Source organism: Peteryoungia aggregata LMG 23059 (assembly GCF_030814435.1).
GTDB classification, from domain to species: Bacteria; Pseudomonadota; Alphaproteobacteria; order Rhizobiales; family Rhizobiaceae; genus Allorhizobium; species Allorhizobium aggregatum.
Genome location: NZ_JAUSUW010000002.1, coordinates 16,245 through 36,151, shown reverse-complemented (window position 1 = coordinate 36,151; position 19,907 = coordinate 16,245). Strand labels below are relative to the sequence as shown.

Below are 19,907 nucleotides of genomic sequence, written 5' to 3'. Positions count from 1 at the left end.
TGTGAAATTCGAAGGGAAAAGCGACCGGAAGTAACCTGTTGCTAACGGCCATATGTCAGCGATGGAAACGCCTGACGTGCTACCTGTTGCGGAGACCCTTCATGCGTATTTCGACAAAGTTGCCTTTGGCGGCAACTCTTTTCGCCCTCGTGATCCTGAGCGCTTCCGTGGCGATTGGCCTGGTTCAGCAGAACCGGATCCTTGACGAACAGGTCTACCAGAAGCTGGAGGCGACCGCCGACGGCCGTCGCAACGAAACGCGACGCTTCCTCGAAGCCATCAGGCTTGATGCCCGAGGCACCGCTGCCGACATGATGACGCAACAATCGCTATTCGGCATCACCGGGGCCTGGCCGAAGCTCGGCGACAACCCGGCCATCGAACTGCAAAAACGCTACATCGACGACAACCCCAATCCGGTCGGCGAGAAGTACAATCTCGACAGTGCGAAGAAGGACAGCTACGACCGCGCCCACCGTCAGGGTCACGCCACCTTCCTCAAGCATCTGAAGGCACAGGGCTACTACGACATCTTCCTGATCGATGCGGACGGCAACATCGTCTACACCGTGATGAAAGAGCGCGATTTCGGCACCAATCTGCTGACCGGACCTTACAAGGACACCGGTCTCGCCCAGGTCTTTAAGAAGGCCATTGAGAGCGACGATCCCGAGACTTTCGCCAATTCCGACTTCGAGGCCTACGAACCCTCTGGCGGCGCACCGGCTGCCTTCGTTGCCGTTCCGATCATCATGAACGACCGGAAGCTCGGCGTTCTGGCCTATCAGCTGCCGAACGACCAGCTGAATAGCATCTTTGCGAATACCCGCGGTCTCGGCGACTCCGGAGAGACCCTCCTTGTCGACAAGTCGGGCATGCTGGTTTCCGACAGCCCCAGAACGACTGATGCCGACAGCCTCAAGGTCGGCATAAACTCGCCGCTGCTCACGTCTTCGATGGGTGGCCAGGATGCAAGCGGCGACATCGAAGGGTATCGCGGTATCACGAGCCATGCCGCAGTGGTCCCGCTGGAGTTCGGTGATGTGCGCTGGTCTGTCGTCGCTCTGATTGGTGAAGACGAGGTATTTCAGCAGCTCGTCTCGGCCGGATTGAAATCAGTCGGCATCGGCGCCGTGCTGGTGCTTGTCGGTTCGCTCGTCGGTTTCGTCTTCTCGCGTACCCTGACCCGGCCGATCTCCGAGCTCGTCACCTCGATGGGCCGGCTCGCCGACGGCAATACCGACATCGATCTCAAGGGTGTCGACCGCTCCGACGAGATCGGCGACATGGTCCGTTCGGTCGCGGTCTTCCGTCAGGCCGAAATCGACAAGCGCGAGCTGGAAGCAGAAAACGAAAGCCGTCGCTCGGCCACCGAAAGCGAACGCCATCAGCGTGAGGCGGAACGGGCCGCAGCCCAGGCGGAGCTCACCGAAGCCATCGAAGTGCTGGGCTCTGGCCTGCAGCGTCTGGCAAACGGTGATCTGACCGGCACGATCCGCAAGCCGCTGGCCGGCAATCTTGATCGGCTTCGCCTCGATTTCAACGCCTCCCTCGAACGCCTCTCCGGCACCGTTTCCGCCGTGCATGGCAATGTCACCGAGATCAATCGCAAGAGTGGCACCGTGAGCTCGGCCACCGCCGATCTCAGCCAGCGCACCGAACAGCAGGCAGCGGCCCTCGTCGAAACCTCGACCGCGATCCGCCAGATCATGGAAGCGATCCGTCATTCCTCGGAGCGCGCCGAAAACGCGTCCCGTCTCGCCCGCGAGGCTCGCGCCAATTCCGATCGCTCCGGCGAGATCGTCGGCGGTGCCGTCGACGCCATGCAGCGCATCGAAAATGCTTCAAGCGAGATCTCCAAGATCATCAATGTCATCGACGAGATCGCCTTCCAGACCAACCTGCTGGCCTTGAATGCCGGCGTTGAGGCGGCCCGCGCCGGCGAAGCCGGCAAGGGCTTCGCGGTTGTTGCCCAGGAGGTCCGTGAACTGGCCCAGCGTTCCGCAACGGCCGCTAAGGATATCAAGGCGCTGATCACCAAGTCCGGTGAGGAGGTCGCCAGCGGCGTCGGCCTGGTGCGTGAGACTGGAACGGTGCTTTCCTCCATTGCCGGCCAGGTTGTGCAGATTGGCGACCACATTCATTCGATCGCTTCCACGGCAAAGCAGCAATCGGCGAGCCTCAACGAGATCAACGACGCCGTCGCCCGAATGGAAAACGTCACCCAGCAGAACGCGCGGGCTGCCGAACAGACCAATGCCGAAATGTCGGGCCTGACGCGGGATGCCGAAATGCTCTCTGGTCTGGTCGGGCAGTTCACGCTTGAGGCCAATGCCTCCAGCCTCCAGAACCGTTTCGCCGACCAGCGTGATACAGGCTTCAGCCGTCCGGCCCAGCCGGCCGCGTCGCAGCCGGCATCGAGTGCCGCCAAACCCGCGTCGCGGTCCTTCCTCAAGCCCAAGGTCGCTCCTGCCGAAGCGGGCAATCGCGCCGTCGCCTCGCCGGCCCGTTCGCTGATGGACAAGATCTCGATCGGCCTTGGCGCCAAGCTCAATCAGGCCAAGGACGGCAAGTCCGAGAACGAATGGGAAGAATTCTGAGGCTGGACTGCCGCCAGAATGCCAAACGGCGCGGGAAACCGCGCCGTTTTTCATTTCCGCTGGAACTGAGGCTGTTTCAGCCCTTGTCTTCAGGGGCGGGAGCAGCTGGCGTCGAAGCGTCCTTGCGGGATGCTGAGAGATAGGTGTCGAAGATCTGCTCCATGCTCTTCTGGTAGCTCTTCTGCACCTCAAGCCCGCTGTCGAACATGGTGTTCATCATCGCGGCGAAGCTCTCCTGCGCTTCCTTTTCCGGTGCCTTGGCCGGCTCCGGCGCGGGCTTCGGCGCTTCGGCGGGCTGTCCCGTCATCTGCGCGGTATAGGCGGCAGCCATGTCCTGGAAAGCCTTGGTGAAGGGATTGTCGAGGAAGGGATTGGCCGGCGCCTGCGGTGCCTTCTTCTGGCCGCCCATCATGTCCTGGAAGGCGCGCATGAACGGATTGTCGAACATCGTCGCTGCCTGCGGCTGCGGCTTGGGCTGCAGGCCGGTGCTCTCCAGCCACTGCTGCATCATCGCGCCCATCGGCGTTGCGGTAAAGGCGTTGGCACCCGGGAACTGGCCTGTCGTCTGCTTGAAGAGCCCGCCCATCAGCGTGTCGGCCATCACAGGCATCATCTGCTTCAGGATGTCCTGACCGATGCCCGTCAGCTGCGCTGCCTGGGCCGCGATTGCCCGCGAGACTTCCTTGGATCCGAACAATTGCTGCAGGATCTGGTTGCCGTCGGCGATCCCCTGCGGAGTGAAGGCCGAGTTCATGTCTTCGAAATATTTGGCGTAGTTCCCGGAGGTCATCGCCTGGAGAAGGGTGGAGAAGTCGTAGGGATTGGTTGTGTTGCGCTTGAAGCCGGACGCAAATGCCGGCATCAGCGCCGCAACCGCCTTGGCTGCCTGTTCCTGCGCAAGCCCGTACTGTTTCGCCATGGCGTCCATCGCCATGCCATTCTGCGCCTGCAGCATCATGTCGAACAGTGGCAGCATGTGGAATCTCCCCGGATGCGTGCAGATGATTCCGCACTATATCCGGAAAGGCTCTCAGGCAAACCGGTTTTTGCCGTCTTGCTGAAACGCGACGCGCCCCACAACCTCAAACTTAGTACTGATATTCCTCGAAGATCGGCTCGACAGATCCGTTCCACCGCCCGTGATAGAGCGCCAGCATGTCGTCGGCGAGAGTCGTACGCTTGGCGAGCACTTCGTCCAGCGTATTCAGGAACACGCTCTCGTCCTGGCCATCACCGTTGAGGCGGGCACGGGCCTTCAGCCCTGCGCGGGAAAGCTCGACGACCTCGCGGGCGACCTCCATCAGCGGGCGACCGGCAACGGACGCCTTGAGCCCTTGAGCCGGAACGGCATCGCGCATGGCAACCACGTCCTCGACAGTCCAGTTCGCGGTCAGCTCGTCTGCGGCGGAAAGCGCCGTTTCGTCGTAAAGCAGGCCTACCCAGAATGCCGGCAGCGCACAGATGCGCCGCCACGGGCCGCCATCTGCACCGCGCATTTCCAGGAAGCGCTTCAGCCGCACATCCGGGAAAAGCGTCGAGAGATGGTTCGTCCAGTCGCCCTGCTGCGGTTCCCACTCGGCGATCTCGCCCTTCAGCGCGCCATCCATGAACTGCCGGAAGGTGATGTGGGTACAGTCGTGATAGCGTCCGTCGCGCACGATGAAATACATCGGAGCATCGATCGCCCAGGCGACGTAGTCACCGAAGGAGAAGTCCTTGGAGAAGGTGAAGGGCAGCACGCCGGCGCGGCGGTTGTCGGTGTCGCGCCAGATGTCGCCACGCCAGGAGAGAAGCCCGTTGGGCTTGCCTTCGGTGAATGGGGAAGAGGCAAAGAGCGCGGTCGCGAGCGACTGCAGCTTCATCGAAACCCGCATCTTCTGGCGCATGTCGGCTTCAGACGAGAAGTCGAGGTTCACCTGAATGGTACAGGTCCGATACATCATGTCGAGACCCTGGCTGCCGACTTTCGGCATGTAGCGGGTCATGATGTCGTAGCGCGACTTCGGCATGCGCGGCGTCTCTGCCAGCGTCCATTTCGGACTGCCGCCGATGCCGAGGAACCGGATGCCCATGGGCTCGGCGACTTCGCGCAGCACGGCCAGATGCTGGTTCGATTCCTTGCAGGTCTGGTGCAGGGTTTCCAGCGGCGCGCCCGACAGTTCGAACTGGCCGCCCGGCTCGATCGAGATCGCACCCATGCCATGCTGTTCGCCAAGCCCGATGATGTTCTCGCCGTCCAGGATCGGCTCCCAGCCAAGCTTCTCCTGCATGCCCTTCAGCAGGGCCGAAATGCTCGCATCGCCGAAATAGGGGACAGGACTGTTATCGGCGCGGAAAAAGGCGAATTTCTCATGCTCGGTGCCGATCCGGCACTGCTCGATCGGCTTCGACCCTGCAGCCATATAGGCTGCCATGTCGTCGAGAGTGCCGAGAGGGGTCTGGTCGGTGGTATCACGGGCCATGAAAGCTACCTTGCTGGGCGTCGCCGGCGGGCCACGAGCGGGCCCATTACTGAGGCTGATTGAACCGGATTTATGTGCCGTGCAAGTGAAAATCTCTCATGCACGGCTCAAAAATCTGGAACGAACAGAAACGGAAAGAGGGCTAGCGCCAGTCGCCGATGGCGGCTTGCACGACAGCCAGGGCCGCGACGGCAGCGGTGTCTGCGCGCAGGATCCGTGGTCCGAGCGGAATGGCGGTAACAAAGGGCAGGGAGCGCAGCAACAGACGCTCCTCCTCCGAGAAACCGCCCTCCGGCCCGACAAGCAGGGCGAGCGACTTTTCTGCGATCCGCGACAGGGCCGGGAGCGGATTCTGCGTCGCGCTGTCCTCGTCGCAATAGACAATCCGTCGGTCGTTCGGCCAGCGCTCGAGCAGGTCTTTGAGCTTGACCGGCTCGACAACTCTCGGAATGGCGAGGATTCCGCATTGCTCTGCAGCCTCGACGGCATTGGCCTGCAGCCGGTCGATGCTGCCGATCTTGCCCTGCACATGCTGGGTCATCACGGGCTGCAGCACGCCTGCGCCCATCTCCACGGCCTTCTGGACGAGATAGTCCATGCGGCCGACCTTGAGCGGAGCAAACAGGAAATGCAGGTCGCAATCCGCAGGCTGCGGTCGCGTCTCTTCGACGGGGGTGAACAGGATCTTCTTGCGCGTCGGAAACTGGACGCTCGCCTTCCACTCGCCATCCCGCCCGTTGAAGACGAGCAGCTCTGCCCCTTCCTCGAAGCGCAGCACGTTGGCGAGGTAGTTGAATTGCACTGCCGTCGCCTCGAAGGCTTGGCTATGGGCAAGGTCGGCGGTCACGTAAAGCCGCTGCATCCGGTAGTTGGCACGCATGGAAGTCTCGTCTCCGGGATCAAAGAACGAGGTGAGACATAACCCAATAGAGCGCGGCTGCAAGCCCGGCCGAGGCGGGAACGGTGATCACCCAGGCCGCAACGATCGTCATGAAATGTGAGCGGCGCACCAGATAACGCCGACGCACCTCTGCCGAATTGCGCTCGGGCTTCGGTTCCACCTCCCAGCGCTCCGCCTTGGCCCGCATGTATTCGACGCGGCGTTTCGAGTTGCGCGTATACCATTCGCGGAAAAAGCCGACGCCGAAGACGGCTCCGACCGCGATATGGGTCGAACTGACGGGAAGGCCGAGCGCGGAGGCGAGGATGACAGTCGTTGCTGTCGACAGCGAGACGCAATAGGCCCGCATCGGATTGAGCTTGGTGATCTCCTCGCCGACGATGCGGATGAGGCGCGGCCCGAACAGCAGAATACCGAGCGAGATGCCCAGCGCGCCAATCAGGACGACCCAAAGCTGCGGCTGTCCGCCTTCCGCCGTGCCGCCGGCCCGCGTCGCCTCAACGATACCCGTCAGCGGACCGATGGCGTTTGCCACGTCGTTTGCGCCATGGGCGAACGAGAGCAGGGCCGCCGCGAAGATCAGCGGAAGACGGAAGAGTTTGCGCAGCGACTGGTTACGGTTTTCGAGCCCTGCGGCCTGCCTGCGGATCAGTGGCCTGACGATGAGCCAGGCGATGAGACCGCAAGCGATGCCGATCAGGAACGCGGTCGGCAGGCTGATCGGCGTCAGCTGGTTGAGGCCTTCGACGCTCAGATAGGTGACGAAGGTGGTCGTCATCAGCGCAATGAGAACGGGAACCCAGCGCTGAGCGGCGGCGATCTTGTTCTCGCGGTAGACGATGAATTCCTTGATGAAGGCGAGAACCAGGGCCGCGATCGCACCGCCGAGAAGCGGTGAGACGACCCAGCTGGCGGTAATGCCGGCGACGATACCCCAGTTGAGGGCGCCTATCCCTGCTGCGGCAACGCCCGCACCGAGCACGCCGCCGACGATCGAATGGGTCGTCGAAACGGGCGCGTTGACCCAGGTTGCAAAATTGACCCAGAGCCCGGCAGACAGCAGCGCCGCCATCATCGCCCAGACATAGGCGCCGGCCGTCGGTGTCACGGATGGATCGATGATCCCTTGCGAAATCGTCGCGACCACCTGATCGCCTGCGATCATCGCGCCAGCGATCTCGAACGCGACGGCCATGGCAAGCGCGGCCCCCATGCTGATGACACGGGCACCGACGGCGGGGCCGACATTGTTGGTCACGTCGTTGGCGCCGATGTTCATCGCCATGTAGGCGGCAAGGGCGGCGGCGGCCATGACGATGGTCGTGCCAGGCCGGTCCATCGCGGCACCGGCGGCAACGATGGCGGCCAGAATGAGGAAGATCAGGGCGAGGCCATAAGGAGCGAGCCCTCGCGAGACATGCTGCGAGGCTTCTTCGACATGGGCGATCTTCTCCAGATCCTTGTCGAGGGTCGGCTTTACGAGCTTTGGCGTCGTCTTGCCCATGGCGAATGCCTTCCGGAAGAGGTTCCCTTCCGGTTCCTCATAGGTGTCATGATGTCAGAATGATGTGAAGCGAAGACGATGCCAAATCAGGCCGCGCTTCGCTTCGGCATCAAGGCCTAATGGCAAAGACGGCCAGGTTCAATATGACAGTATCGTGACAATAAAATTCAAGCGACGTTGGCTGTGATCTTGCCGGATGTATCGGATTGCGGGCCAGCCTGTCCGCTGAAGGCGAGAAACAGCGCCTTGAGTTCGGGTTCGTCGACCCGTATCGCAGCTTCCTCGCAGCTCACCCATTCGAGCCTGCGGGTTCCCTTTTCCGGAAATTCCTTGAGCAGGGTCTTCACCTCGAGCGCATGCACCTGCACGCGGGTCAGCACCTGATGCCCGCCCCGCATGCGCTTCATGTAGCTGTAGTAGCCGAAAGGGGCGCGGCCGGCCTTGCCCTTGATGCCGGCCTCTTCATAGGCTTCCTGCTCGGCAATCGCGTGCGGCTGCTTGCCCGGCATGTGCCAGCCCTTGGGAATAACCCAGCGGCCCGTATCCCGGCTGGTGATCACGAGAACCTCCAGTTCGCCTGTCTTCTTCTTGCGTCGATAACAGATCGCGGCGAATTGCTGCCGCGGCGGACGCTGCAGCATGAGTTTGAGGTTGGATGTGATGCGGCCGATGATACCCAATGAACTTGCACCTCGATTCGTTGTTAAGCATACGCCAAAATACGCGCAAGGCACGAAGGCCCGCGCCGAATCTGGGCGCTTTTCACACGATGGTTATTGCTGCCTATCAGGTGTGAGCGGGCCGAGTTCATTTCAATGCGACATCCGCTGCCCGGACTTCGCCTTTTCCCGACATTGTGAAGGGTCAGGATGCCGCAAACACACCAAATTCCCGGAGCCCGTCGATCACGCCGCAGGCGGCCATGCCTTGAGCGGATATCATGCCGCTCTTTGCCTGCGCGAGGCTGGTGAGCTCGGGCAACGCATTGCCGGGCAAGATCCCGCGCACGCCTTGAAGTTCGAACATCGCCCGGTCGTTGCCCGTGTCGCCGGCCACGACCACCTCGTCCAGTCCGATCTTCAGCTCCCGGCAGAGCCAGGCCAGCGCCTGACCCTTGTCGGCGATCTCGGGCAGTACGTCGAGATCACGATCGCTTGAATAAACCACTCGCGTCCGGTGACCCGAACCTTCGAGCAGTCGTTCCAGTTCCCGAATTTCCTCCGGCGTCGCGTCATGCAGATACCAGCTCGACTTGTAGTCATGCTGGTACTGCGCTGGCTGTCGCCTCAGCTGCTCCATCATCACCAGTTCGGCCTCGATCAGATCGACGTCGAAGCCGTCACCTATCAGGCGCCTGTACTGGTCGGAGAGATGCGGATGGGTGTGCGAATGCACCATAGTGCCGACACCGCCGATCAGGACGTCAGCCTTCGGCAAGCCTTCCTCGGATGTGAACTCCACAATGTCATTGATCAGACGGCCACTATTGTAGACCAGCAGCGGTCGCCCGCTGTCCGGCAGCGCCTGCCAGAGCCGCGCAAACTCCCTCGATGCCTCCCGGTCGCCCGCGAGCGTCCCGTCGAGATCGGATGAAAAGAGGCGTACCCGTTTCAGTCCCCGTCGTTCCATGGCTCTGCCCAGTCGCTTTCCTCCAGAGCTTGCGCCACCGGACGGCCTTCGACAAGAGCCACCAGCTGTTGTGCGATCCCGGTCCAGGTAAACAGGCTACGCGCCTTGTGGGCACCCATGCGCGACAGCCGCCCGTAAAGACGCGGATGCTTGAACGGCTTCATCATGGTGATGCCGAGATCATATCTGTCGAACGGGTCGGCAAACAGTGCGTGACGGCCGTAGCTGACCGCCCGGAACAACCCGCCATGGATGGTGACGATTGTCGGCGTGCCGCTCGCCATCGCCTCGATTGCCGTCATGCCGAAGGGTTCGTAGCGGCTCGACAACACGAAGAGATCGGCCGCGCGATACATGTCGGGTAGGTCGTCGTCCGGAATGAAGCCGGAGAATTCGACCTTCTCCGTCAAACCGAGATCGGCAACCTGCTGCTTGAGCTGGGCAAGGATCGTCTCTTCCTGCGCATCCATGTTCTCGCCGCCGAGCGCCAGTCTCAGCCGGGCGTCAGGCACGCGTTCAGCCAGCACGGAAAAGCCGTCTATCAGAAGGTCATAGCCCTTGTTGGTCGCGAGCCGTCCCAGTGCGAGGACCGTCTTGCCCTCGAAGCCGAAGCGCTGCCGCACCATCTGACGCGACGATTCCGAGACCGGATAGAAGCGGTTGTCGTCATAGCCCGGCGGTATCATGTGCACATGATTGCGCGGCAGCCCATAATCTTCCGTCAGCATGTCGAGCTGGATCGGCGTTGTCGCCACGACCAGCTGGCAGCTGCGATAGACGATCAGCTCGTGCTGGATGCGTTCCTTGAAGTTGAACTCCTGCTCGAACCGGTCGGCACGTTCGGGATAGTCCGTCTCCATCTGCCGCTTCTTCCAGATACCGAGCGAATGCGGCGTGTGGATATGCGGCACGCGAAGCGCTTCCGACAGGCGCTGCCCGGCAACGCCTGCGTCCCAGTAATGGCTGTTGATGAAGAGATAGGAGAGACCCTCGCGCTTGATCCAGCGCAGCGCCTTCTCGTTCCACTCGGTCAGATGGCGGTGGAGATACTCCTTGGCGATGAAGTCGCGGCCGCCGCAGGCAATGCGCACAACCCGCACATTCTCGTCCACCTCGTCGATCTCCGGCTGCTCCTCGAAGCGGCGCGTAAAGATGTCGACCTTGTGTCCGAGCTGCGCGAGCTTCTTCGCAAGCTCGAGAACATAGACCACCTGACCGCCTGTATCGGCAGCCCCGAGAGGCGGCTGGGCGGCCACATAGCCATGCGTGGAAACGAGCGCGATACGCGGCGTTTCCGGCGGATCCGTTGGTAAAGCCATAATCCCCACTCTGGAAGATTTGTTCGCAAGAAGAGCGTAAGGAACGCCTCCGCGATACGATTGTTCCAATTCTCGGGTCTAGGCCGCCGTTTGGAGTGCGCCGCGCAATCAGTTTGCGCGGGCATCTCCGACAATGACGATGTGCAGGGCACGCGGTCCATGCGCCCCGAGCAGCAGGGTCTGCTCGATGTCGGCCGAGCGTGATGGCCCGGTGATCATATTGACCGTGCGCGGCATCGCGTCCCCCTCGGCGGTACGCAGATTGGCCCAGAGGCTCTCCATGTCGCCGACAATGTCAGACGCCGCGACGACGACGATATGGTGGTCGGGCAGGAAATTCAGCGTCACCGGATTGTCGGGGCCGGAGAACACACACAGCGTCCCCGTCTCGGCAATGCCGCCAAATGCATGGCTGACGGCGACAAGGTCGTTGCCATCCGAGGCGCCATTCAGGATCTCAAGCGCTCCGGCGCTCTGCCAGGATAGCGACGACAGACGCAGATCAGCGCCGATCCGGATCGCCGCCGGCAGATTGCGCTGCTTCAGATACTCGGCGACCGCCTGCGGCAGGGTCTGGCGCGATGCGAGGCGCTCCGTGGTCGCATTGTATTTCTTGGCCATGGCGATGAAGAGCGCGAGCCGCTCCTCGGCCGGCAGCTGGCCGCGCTTCGGGATAGTCCCGCGCGGACGCTCGGCAAGTCGTGTCGAGACGGATGCGGCACGATCAGTGTCGCCTGCGCTCACCTTCAGCGAGGTGCGGATGCGGGAAAGAATGGCCTGGCGGCTGTCCATGGTTCAGGCTCCCTGCTTCTGACGTGCGGCCCATTGCTGGGCAAAGGTCTGTCCCTCCGGTGCCGGCAGATCGCGGACGCTGGTCCAGCCCGAGGCGAAGGGGAGGGCGGTGATCCGCCCGCGTCTGCCGCCGAGAACGTACAGCATGCGGGCACCGATTGAGGTCGCTAGCCGGTAGAGCTTCGGCCGCTTGGCGAAGAAGGCCCAGACCCCAAGGCCGTAGCGCGCCGTGGCCGGGTTCAGATGTTTCTCGAACTCGCGCTCGCGCCAGTGCCGCATCATCTTCGGCAGCGGAATATGCATCGGACAGACGCTTTCGCAGCGCCCGCAAAAGGTCGAGGCATTCGGCAGATGCCCTGAAATGTCGACGCCGAAGAGGGAGGGTGTGAGTACCGCGCCCATCGGCCCCGGATAGACCGAGCCATAGGCGTGGCCGCCGACCGCGTGATAGACGGGACAGTGGTTCATGCAGGCACCGCAGCGGATGCAGCGGAGCATGTCCTGGAACTCGCTGCCGAGCATGGCGGTGCGGCCATTGTCGAGCAGGATGACGTGATACTCCTCCGGCCCATCAGGATCTTCGGCCCGCCGGGGCCCGGTGGAAAAGGTCGTGTAGACCGAGATGTCCTGCCCCGTCGCGGAGCGGGCGAGGAGCCGCAGGATCTGCGAACAGTCTTCCAGCGTCGGCACCAGCTTTTCGATCGAGGCGACGACGATATGCACCTTCGGCAGCGATTGGGTGAGATCGCCATTGCCCTCATTGGTGACGATGACGGAAGTGCCGGTTTCGGCGATCAGGAAGTTGGCGCCGGTGATCCCGACATCGGCCTGGAAGTAACGCTTGCGCAGCACCTGGCGGGCTTCCGACAGCAGCGTTTCCGGTGCGGTCAGATCGCGCTTCGGGTCGAGATGCGTATGCACCCGGCGGAAATCCTCTTCCACCTGTTCCTTGTTGAGATGCACCGCCGGCGCGATGATATGGCTCGGATGCTCGCCGCGAAGCTGGATGATATATTCGCCGAGATCGGTCTCGATCGGTTCGATCGCATGACCGGAGAGGAAGTCGTTGAGGTTGATCTCCTCGGTGATCATCGACTTGCCCTTGGTCACGGTCTTTGCCCCGACCCGCCGGCAGATGTCGAGCACCAGCCGGCGCGCATCCTCGGCACTTTCCGCCCAATGCACATGGCCACCTGATGCCGTCACCTTGCGCTCATAGGCTTCGAGATAGAGGTCGAGATGCGCGAGCGTATGGTTCTTGATCTCGCGGCCCTTGTCGCGCAGGGCGTCGAATTCGGGAAGGGCGGCCACCGCGGCTGCGCGTTTGGCGATGAAACCCTTCTCGACATTGGTCAGCGCCTTCTGCAACTGTCCGTCGGCCAGCGCTCTGGCGGCATTGTCCTTGAACTGCGGGGCGGTGAATTGCATGCCTTCCTCCTCCCTTCGTGTCCGTTACTTGCTGCTGCCGGCAATCGGCCGCCCGTCGGTCATGCCGGCCAGCACCTCCGCGACATGCCGCACCTCGATGGATGAGCCCTCGCGCTTGAGCTTGCCCGCCATGTTCATCAGGCAGCCCATGTCACCCGCGAGCAGCAGTTCGGCGCCGGTCTCGGCAATCATCGCCGTCTTCTTCGAGACGATCTTGCCGGAGATATCGGGATATTTGACGCAGAAGGTTCCGCCGAAACCGCAGCAGACATCCGGCCCGGCCATTTCCTTGAGGTCCAGCCCCTCGACGCTCGACAGCAGCGCGCGCGGCTGTTTCGAGATGCCGAGCTCGCGCAAGCCCGAACAGCTGTCGTGATAGGTCACGGTTCTGTCGAGACGCGCCTGTACTTGCGTCATGCCACGTATATCGGTCAGGAAGGAAACGAGCTCGAACACCTTGTCCGAGAAGCGCCGACAGCGCTCTTCCCAGAGGACGTCGCCCTTGAACAGTTCGGGATAGTGCATCTTCAGCATGGCGCCGCAGGAACCCGAGGGCACGACGACATAGTCGAAGCCTTCGAACTGCTCGATCACCTGTTTTGCCAGATCGCGCGTATCCTTCGTGTCGCCGGAATTATAGGCCGGCTGGCCGCAGCAGGTCTGGGCGATTGGCACATGCACGTCGCAACCGGTCTCCTCGATCAGCTTGGCGGCGGAGAAGCCGACACTGGGCCGGAAGAGATCAACCAGACAGGTGGCAAACAGGCCGACCTTTGGCCGCAGGGTCACGTCGTTCATCGGGAGGTCTCCGTCTTGATGCTGCCGCGCGCCTGTCGCGATGATGTCTGTCCGCCATCGCGTCGGATCAGCCTGAGTTTCGCGACCCGTCCCCATTCGTCCGCCCGCGCGCTTTCGTCCGCAGCCCGCATGACAAAGTCGATATGCGCCTGCGCGGCCGCCTTGGCGCCCGCCGGGTCGCCGGCCTGGATCGCCTCATGGATCGCCACATGCTGTTCCAGCAGCCGCTCCCGCGCGTTGGGCAGCGAGAACACGGCCTTGCGATTGAAGAAGATGCCTTCCGACAAAAGCCGGTAGCAGGCTCGCATCGTGTGCAGGAGGATGATGTTGTGGGCCGCTTCGCCGACAGCGTTGTGAAATTCGACGTCAGCCGCCAGCTCGTCTTCCGGCTCTTGGCTCCCATGCGCCCGCCGCATATCCTCGATGATCCGCGAGAGCAGCGCCTTGTCCGTCTCGGTTGCCCGTTGTGCCGCAAGCTCTGCGGTTAGCCCTTCCAGTTCACGGCGATATTCGAGATAGTCGCGCGTCGCCCGCGCATGTCGCGAGATGAGGTCGGTGATCGGCTTGGAAAAGACCTGGCCGATGATGTCGGCAACAAAGGTGCCGCCGCCGTGATGGCTGATCAGTAATCCCCGGCTTTCCAGCTCCTTGAGCGCATCGCGCAGGATCGGGCGGGAGACCTCCAGCGATTGCGAAAGCTCCCGTTCGCCGGGTAGCCGATCTCCGTCGCGCAGCACGCCGTCGAGGATCAGAAGCTCGATCTGCTGCACCACCTCGTCGGCAGTTCGGCTGTGGCTCACACCGGAAAACAGTTTGTCGTCGTCATCGGGCATAGGGGCCTCCATCCCACTCACTTAACAAGACCGTCGAGAATTGGTCAAATAATTTGTCCACTTGCTCGCGCTGCGACACACGGTCCCGCCATGCTGTGACGAATGCGCCTTTGCGGTTCACCCATGCCGCTGGTAGCTTGAGAGCAGGGCAAGGGAGACTGTCGGCGTGGCAAAGGGTGATTTTGCATTTCCAATGGCGCCGGAACGGGCGCTGGCACTCGGCGAAATCCATGCGCGTCCCTATGCGCTGGTGAAATCCGGCCGCGTCATTTTCCAGCTTGCCTTCATGATGGATGGCGGCTCGGCGGTCCATCATGCGGCCATTTCCGAACTGTCGCGTGCGCGCGGCGTTGCCCCACCGGAGAAGCAGGGCCGCTACCACGCGCTTCCCTGGGGGCAGGGCACGCTTCGCTGGGAGCGTCACACCGAGTTTTCGACCTGGTTCTGGGACGGGCCTTTGCCCGAAAGCTTCGGCGGAGATGTGCCGATCCATCCCTTCGGCGACGGTTTCATCGCGCCTGGCCCGCTGATCTCTGGCATTCGTCTGGAACTGCGCCCCGATGGTCCTGAAATCGCCGAGGCGCGCGCCGCCTTCGACCCGGCGAGCCTGTGTTACAGTGAGCTTAAGAATGGCCAGGCAGCGGTGCTTACCGATTTCCGCCAGGATGGTCACGGCCTGACCCAGATCCTCGTCATTGACAGAGGCATGACCGAGGCCGGTCGAGGCGCCGTCGTCCAGCGCCTGCTCGACATCGAGACCTATCGCACCATGGCCATGCTCGGCCTGCCGCTCGCCCAGACGCTGTCACCCGAGATCCGTCGGATCGAGGACGGGCTGACGGCCGTGACCCAGCGGATGAAGGCGCATGCGCGCGACGAATCCGACGAGATGCTCTCCGAGCTCACGCGCCTTGCCGCCGAACTTGAAGCCAACGCGGCCCTGAGCCTCTACCGTTTCGGCGCAAGCCGCGCCTATGACGGCATCGTGCGTGAACGCGTCAAGACCCTTGATGAGACCCAGGTGCCCGGCCACGAAACGCTCGGCGCCTTCCTCGAACGGCGCCTCGCGCCCGCCATGCGCACCTGTCAGTCGATCGAAGAGCGCCAGGCGAACCTGTCGCGAAAGTTGTCGCGCGCCACGGCCCTTGTCCGGTCCTGGATCGATGTCGAGCTGGAACGCCAGAACTCCGACCTTCTGACCGCCATGAACAGCCGCGCCGAAATGCAGCTGCGCCTGCAGCAGACGGTCGAAGGCCTCTCGGTGGCGGCGATCTCCTATTATGTCGTCGGTCTCGTCGGCTATGCTGTCAAAGCCATCCCGCACGAGGCTCTGCCCTTCGACCCGGCCATCATCACGGGCCTGTCGGTCCCGCTTGCCGTGCTCGGCGTCTGGTGGGTCGTGCGACGCATCCGCAAGAGCCACGAGCGGGACGGATGATCAGCTCTTGCTGACGCGCCCTGCCGATCGATATAAGATCGCGCAAAGCGGCAGGTAACGGGCAGAATGGCGAAGCAGACCAAGGCGAAACTCGACAAGAAGGGGCTATCAGGCCTTGGGCTCGAGAAACTCGTCGATATCCTTCTGGAGGAGGCTGCCGCCAACAAGGCGTTGAAGGCAAGGCTGCAGACGGCGCTGGCCGGCGAGACGGGGCCGGACGAAATGGCCCGTCTGATCGACAGGCGCCTCGATGCGATCGACCAGGCGACGACGCGGATCAACAAGGCGCGGGCTCGCGACATGGCCGTTGAGTTTGCCGCTCTTGCGCGAAACATCCTGTCGGAACTCGGCTCGGTCGATCCGCAGGCAGCGGGTGAACGCATCCTGCGCTTCATCGGATTACGGTTTTCGCTCTCGGCACGTCTTGTCGCCGACAGTGCCCGCCTGTGGAAGGTCTTTGACGACACGGAGCTTGCCGCCCTTGAACTGATCAAGACAGTGGGCGCAGAGGATCAAGCACTCCTGGTCCCGCAGATCGAGCGTCTGCGCCTGCGGGATCGCTACGGCGAACACACCGGCTTTCTGCGGGCGCTCACCGGCGTCGTCTCCGCACCGGCCGCCAAGGCCTGGCGCAAGGCGCTGGCTGAAGTCCTGCCCTCCGAACCCTTGAAGCTCGGCGCCCTTGATCTCCTGCAGTCGCTTGCCCTGCATCAGGGCGACATCGATGATTTCCTGATGCTTGAACGCCAGAAGCCCGACAACCGGCGTGACACGCTGGCCGTGGCCAATATGCTGCATCAGGCCGGCCGTTTCGAGGACGCGCTCGAATGGGTGCGCGAGCGCCCGCGCGGTATGCGCCTCATCCCGGTCAACGGCGTGCTCGCCTCCGTCGGCCCGGACTACGGCGCCCATGAGCGCCGTCTGCTGGAAGCCGAAATCCTCGAAAAGCTCAAGCGCCGCGAGGATGCGCAGGAACTGCGCTGGCGCGAGTTTTCCGAAACCCTCGATCCATCCGTGCTGAAGCTCTACCTCTCGAAGCTCGACGATTTTGCCGAATTCGACGAACTCGACCGTGCCTTGGCGCTCGCTAAGGCGCATGAGGACATCTACCTCGCGCTCGATTTCTTCCTCGCCTGGCCGCGCCTAGATCTCGCCGCCGGCCATGTGCTGCGCCACAGCCACGATTGGGAAGGCCGTCACTATGACGACCTCGCCCCCGCCGCCGAAGCTTTGTCGGCAAAGGAGCCACTGGCCGCTGTGGTGCTTTACCGTGTGCTGGTCGAAGATATCCTGCGGCGCGGCATCGGCATGGCCTATCCCCATGCCGGGCGTTACGTCGGCGAACTCGCACGCCTCATGCCGAACCTGCCCGAAGGCCACGGCCTCTCGACCCACGCTGCCTTTCTCGCGGAGCTGAAGCGCAATCATTCGAAGAAATACGGCTTCTGGAGCTCGGTGCCGGGCGGGCTGGCGGCGCAGTCCTAGCGCTCCCAATAAGGCACCGACCCATACAGCTCCGCCAGATAGTCGATGAACAGTCGAACCTTGGCCGGCAAAAACTGACGGCTCGGATAGACGGCCGACAGCGCCACGTTGCGCGAGCTTTCATATTGCGGCAGCACCTGTACCAGCTTGCCGCTCTTCAGTTCCGCTCCGATGTCCCAGGTCGAGCGCAGCGCAATGCCGAGGCCGGCGATAACAGCTTCGCGGATCACCTCGCTGGAATTGGTGATCAGCATGCCCTCCGGTCTGAGGGTCACCGGTCCGTTCGGACCTTCCAACCGCCAGGACTCATGGTTATGGGCCGGCAGGCAGCGGTGCTTCTTGAGATCATCCAGTGTCGATGGCGTCCCGTGTTCGGCGAGATAGTCAGGCGACGCACAGAGCACGCGGCGCACCGGAGCAAGCCGGCGCGCGACCAGCGAGGAATCGTTGAGCTCGGCAATCCGAATGGCGAGGTCGAAGCCGCCGCCGACAATGTCGGTGAACTCGTCGGACAGCACCAGATGAATGGCGAGATCCGGATGTGCTTCCATGAAGGGTTTTAAGTGCGGCGCGACATGCATGCGACCGAAGGAGGTCGATGCCGAGATCTTCAGCGTGCCGTTGACCTCCGACGAGCGGCCCGAGGCAAAGGCTTCCGCCTCTTCGAGCCCGCCCAGCACGGTCAGCACCCGCTCGTGAAATCCCTGGCCGGCTTCCGTCAGCGAGATCTGCCGGGTCGTGCGCTGCAAAAGCCGCGTGCCGAGCTTGTCCTCCAGCCGCTTGATGCGCTTGGAGACAACGGCGGGCGAAAGGCCGAGGTCGCGCGCCGCCGTCGACATGCTGCCGGCCGCGATCACCCGGACGAAAACTTCGAGATCACCGAGATTGGTCATGAGTGAATGCTACTTTTTCCATTTTTGTCATAAGTGCATAGCATTTGCCCTGCGAAAGTCCTAGTGGTAAGAAAAATAGACCAGTTGAGTGGTGGGCGTCCTGCAGCTAGGATCGGCGCAAATGGGGAGGAGACCGTCATGAGCGAGGCCATCGCCTTTTTGCCGCCGAGGCCTGAGGTCCTGTCGCGCCGCGCCGAGATCCTCGCCGATTTGAAGGAACTGGTGCCACCGGGCCGCCTCGTCGAGGATCGGAATGCGCTGGTGCCCTTCGAGACCGATGGTTTCATTGCCTATCGCCGCCGCCCGCTCGCCGTTGTCCTGCCCGAGACGACCGCGCAGGTCGCAGCCGTGATGAAATACTGCCATCGCTACGGCATTCCCGTCGTCCCGCGCGGCGCCGGCACCTCGCTCTCAGGCGGAGCCATCCCGCAGGAAGATGCCGTCGTACTCGGCCTCTCCGCCATGACGCGCATCCTCGAGGTGGACTACGCCAATCGCTGCGCAACCGTTCAAGCCGGCGTCACGAACCTCGCCATCTCGGATGCGGTCGGTGCCGACGGCTATTTCTACGCCCCCGATCCGAGCTCGCAGCTCGCCTGCACCATCGGCGGCAATATCGCCATGAATTCCGGCGGCGCCCACTGTCTTAAATACGGCGTCACCACAAACAACCTGCTCGGCGTCAAGCTGGTCCTCGTCGATGGCACGATCATTGATCTCGGCGGCAAGCATCTCGATGCCGAGGGTTATGACCTGCTCGGCCTCGTCTGCGGCTCAGAGGGGCAGCTCGGCATCGTCACCGAAGCGACCGTCCGCCTGCTTGCCAAGCCGGAAGGCGCCCGCCCCGTACTCTTCGGCTTCGATAGCGCAGAGGCTGCCGGCTCCTGCGTGGCCGATGTCATCGGCGCCGGCATCATCCCGGTTGCCATCGAATTCATGGACAAGCCGGCCATCGAGATCTGCGAGGCCTTCGCCAAGGCTGGCTATCCGCTCGACGTGGAGGCTCTGCTGATCGTCGAGGTGGAGGGTTCCGACGCCGAGATGGACGCCATGCTCGCCGCCATCGTCGAGATCGCCAAGCGCCATGGCGTGAAGACCGTGCGCGAAAGCCAATCGGCGACGGAAGCGGCGCTCATCTGGAAAGGCCGCAAATCCGCCTTCGGCGCCACCGGCCGCATCGCCGACTATATCTGCATGGACGGCACGGTGCCGCTCAGCCAGCTCGCTTACGTCCTGCGCAAGACCTCCGAGATCATCGACCGCTACGGGTTGCGCGTCGCCAACGTCTTCCACGCTGGTGACGGCAACATGCACCCGCTGATCCTCTACAACATCAATGACCCTGATGATGCGGCCAAAGCGGAAGCCGCCGGCATGGAGATCCTCAAACTCTGCGTCGATGCCGGCGGCTGCCTCACCGGCGAACACGGCGTCGGCATCGAGAAACGCGATCTGATGCTTCACCAGTTCACCCAGGTCGATCTCGATCAGCAGATGGCCGTGCGCTCTGCCTTCGATGCGGACTGGATCCTCAACCCGTCGAAGGTGTTTCCGCTGGAGGGGAGGGGATGATGCGTTTGTGTCTGAGTTACCCCCCTCTGTCCTGCCGGACATCTCCCCCACAAGGGGGGAGAGTGGGAACCCGCCAGCGCCCTGCGCTCGGTAAGCATTCGCCCGGTGAAGCCTCTCGCCGTTTCGCGCCCTCTCATGAGCCTGTGTCGGATTGGACCCGAAGGGCAGAGCGGCAGCCCCATCCACTCTCCCCCCTCGTGGGGGAGATGCCCGGCAGGGCAGAGGGGGGCGAGCTTGCGCCGAGTCATCCGCA

Annotated in this window: 16 protein-coding genes; 4 read left to right on the top strand and 12 right to left on the bottom strand. The window is 62.8% G+C overall.

Translation table 11 applies throughout. From position 1 onward, the window contains the following. Positions 1-101: 101 nt before the first annotated feature. Entirely contained in the window at positions 102-2,600 is a 2,499-nt protein-coding gene (locus tag J2045_RS03130) for a methyl-accepting chemotaxis protein (protein ID WP_307369318.1), read from the top strand. Between the two features lie 76 nt (positions 2,601-2,676). Here J2045_RS03130 and J2045_RS03125 read toward each other — a convergent pair whose 3' ends face one another. From J2045_RS03125 to J2045_RS03075, 11 genes are all read right to left on the bottom strand, one after another. After that, positions 2,677-3,576 carry a DUF937 domain-containing protein gene (locus J2045_RS03125; protein ID WP_307369316.1) on the bottom strand — a complete coding sequence of 300 codons (900 nt, stop codon included), beginning with the start codon at positions 3,574-3,576 and terminating at the stop codon, positions 2,677-2,679. A 112-nt stretch (positions 3,577-3,688) separates the two neighbouring features. Next, a complete protein-coding gene (locus tag J2045_RS03120) occupies positions 3,689-5,062 on the bottom strand; it encodes a glutamate--cysteine ligase (RefSeq protein WP_307369314.1) in 1,374 nt (457 codons plus the stop codon). A 142-nt stretch (positions 5,063-5,204) separates the two neighbouring features. Continuing rightward, positions 5,205-5,942, bottom strand: a complete 738-nt coding sequence (locus J2045_RS03115) for a 16S rRNA (uracil(1498)-N(3))-methyltransferase (RefSeq protein WP_307369312.1) — start codon at positions 5,940-5,942, stop codon at positions 5,205-5,207. Between the two features lie 19 nt (positions 5,943-5,961). Further along, complete coding sequence (locus J2045_RS03110) at positions 5,962-7,467, bottom strand: inorganic phosphate transporter (RefSeq protein ID WP_307369310.1); 1,506 nt, start codon at positions 7,465-7,467, stop codon at positions 5,962-5,964. Positions 7,468-7,634: 167 nt separating this feature from the next. Next, positions 7,635-8,147 (bottom strand): NUDIX hydrolase, encoded by a 513-nt coding sequence (locus tag J2045_RS03105; RefSeq protein WP_307369308.1) that lies wholly within the window; start codon positions 8,145-8,147, stop codon positions 7,635-7,637. 184 nt (positions 8,148-8,331) lie between these two features. Continuing rightward, positions 8,332-9,096, bottom strand: coding sequence for an HAD-IIB family hydrolase (locus tag J2045_RS03100; RefSeq protein ID WP_307369306.1), 765 nt, complete (start codon positions 9,094-9,096; stop codon positions 8,332-8,334). Continuing rightward, complete coding sequence (locus J2045_RS03095; RefSeq protein WP_307369304.1) at positions 9,078-10,415, bottom strand: glycosyltransferase family 4 protein; 1,338 nt, start codon at positions 10,413-10,415, stop codon at positions 9,078-9,080. The genes J2045_RS03100 and J2045_RS03095 overlap by 19 nt, the downstream gene beginning before the upstream one ends. Positions 10,416-10,523: 108 nt before the next feature. After that, positions 10,524-11,207, bottom strand: a complete 684-nt coding sequence (locus J2045_RS03090; protein ID WP_307369301.1) for a LutC/YkgG family protein — start codon at positions 11,205-11,207, stop codon at positions 10,524-10,526. 3 nt (positions 11,208-11,210) lie between these two features. Next, positions 11,211-12,635, bottom strand: coding sequence for a LutB/LldF family L-lactate oxidation iron-sulfur protein (locus tag J2045_RS03085; RefSeq protein WP_307369299.1), 1,425 nt, complete (start codon positions 12,633-12,635; stop codon positions 11,211-11,213). Positions 12,636-12,659: 24 nt separating this feature from the next. Beyond that, the gene (locus tag J2045_RS03080) at positions 12,660-13,433 is read right to left on the bottom strand and encodes a (Fe-S)-binding protein (RefSeq protein WP_307369297.1); all 774 of its coding nucleotides are present in this window, start codon (positions 13,431-13,433) and stop codon (positions 12,660-12,662) included. Next, on the bottom strand, positions 13,430-14,266 hold the full coding sequence (locus tag J2045_RS03075) for a FadR/GntR family transcriptional regulator (RefSeq protein WP_307369295.1): 837 nt from the start codon (positions 14,264-14,266) through the stop codon (positions 13,430-13,432). Before J2045_RS03075 ends, J2045_RS03080 begins: the two co-directional genes overlap by 4 nt. A 166-nt stretch (positions 14,267-14,432) precedes the next feature. On the opposite strand from J2045_RS03075, the gene J2045_RS03070 reads away from it, so the two are divergent. After that, positions 14,433-15,704, top strand: a complete 1,272-nt coding sequence (locus tag J2045_RS03070; RefSeq protein ID WP_307369294.1) for a DUF3422 family protein — start codon at positions 14,433-14,435, stop codon at positions 15,702-15,704. Positions 15,705-15,770: 66 nt separating this feature from the next. Further along, positions 15,771-17,189 carry a DUF6880 family protein gene (locus tag J2045_RS03065; RefSeq protein ID WP_307369292.1) on the top strand — a complete coding sequence of 473 codons (1,419 nt, stop codon included), beginning with the start codon at positions 15,771-15,773 and terminating at the stop codon, positions 17,187-17,189. On the opposite strand, the gene J2045_RS03060 is transcribed toward J2045_RS03065, so the two are convergent. Further along, a complete protein-coding gene (locus tag J2045_RS03060) occupies positions 17,186-18,082 on the bottom strand; it encodes a LysR family transcriptional regulator (RefSeq protein ID WP_307369290.1) in 897 nt (298 codons plus the stop codon). The genes J2045_RS03065 and J2045_RS03060 overlap by 4 nt on opposite strands. A 138-nt stretch (positions 18,083-18,220) precedes the next feature. Between J2045_RS03060 and J2045_RS03055 the strand changes: the two genes are divergently transcribed. Further along, complete coding sequence (locus J2045_RS03055; RefSeq protein WP_307369288.1) at positions 18,221-19,654, top strand: FAD-binding oxidoreductase; 1,434 nt, start codon at positions 18,221-18,223, stop codon at positions 19,652-19,654. Positions 19,655-19,907 lie beyond the last annotated feature (253 nt).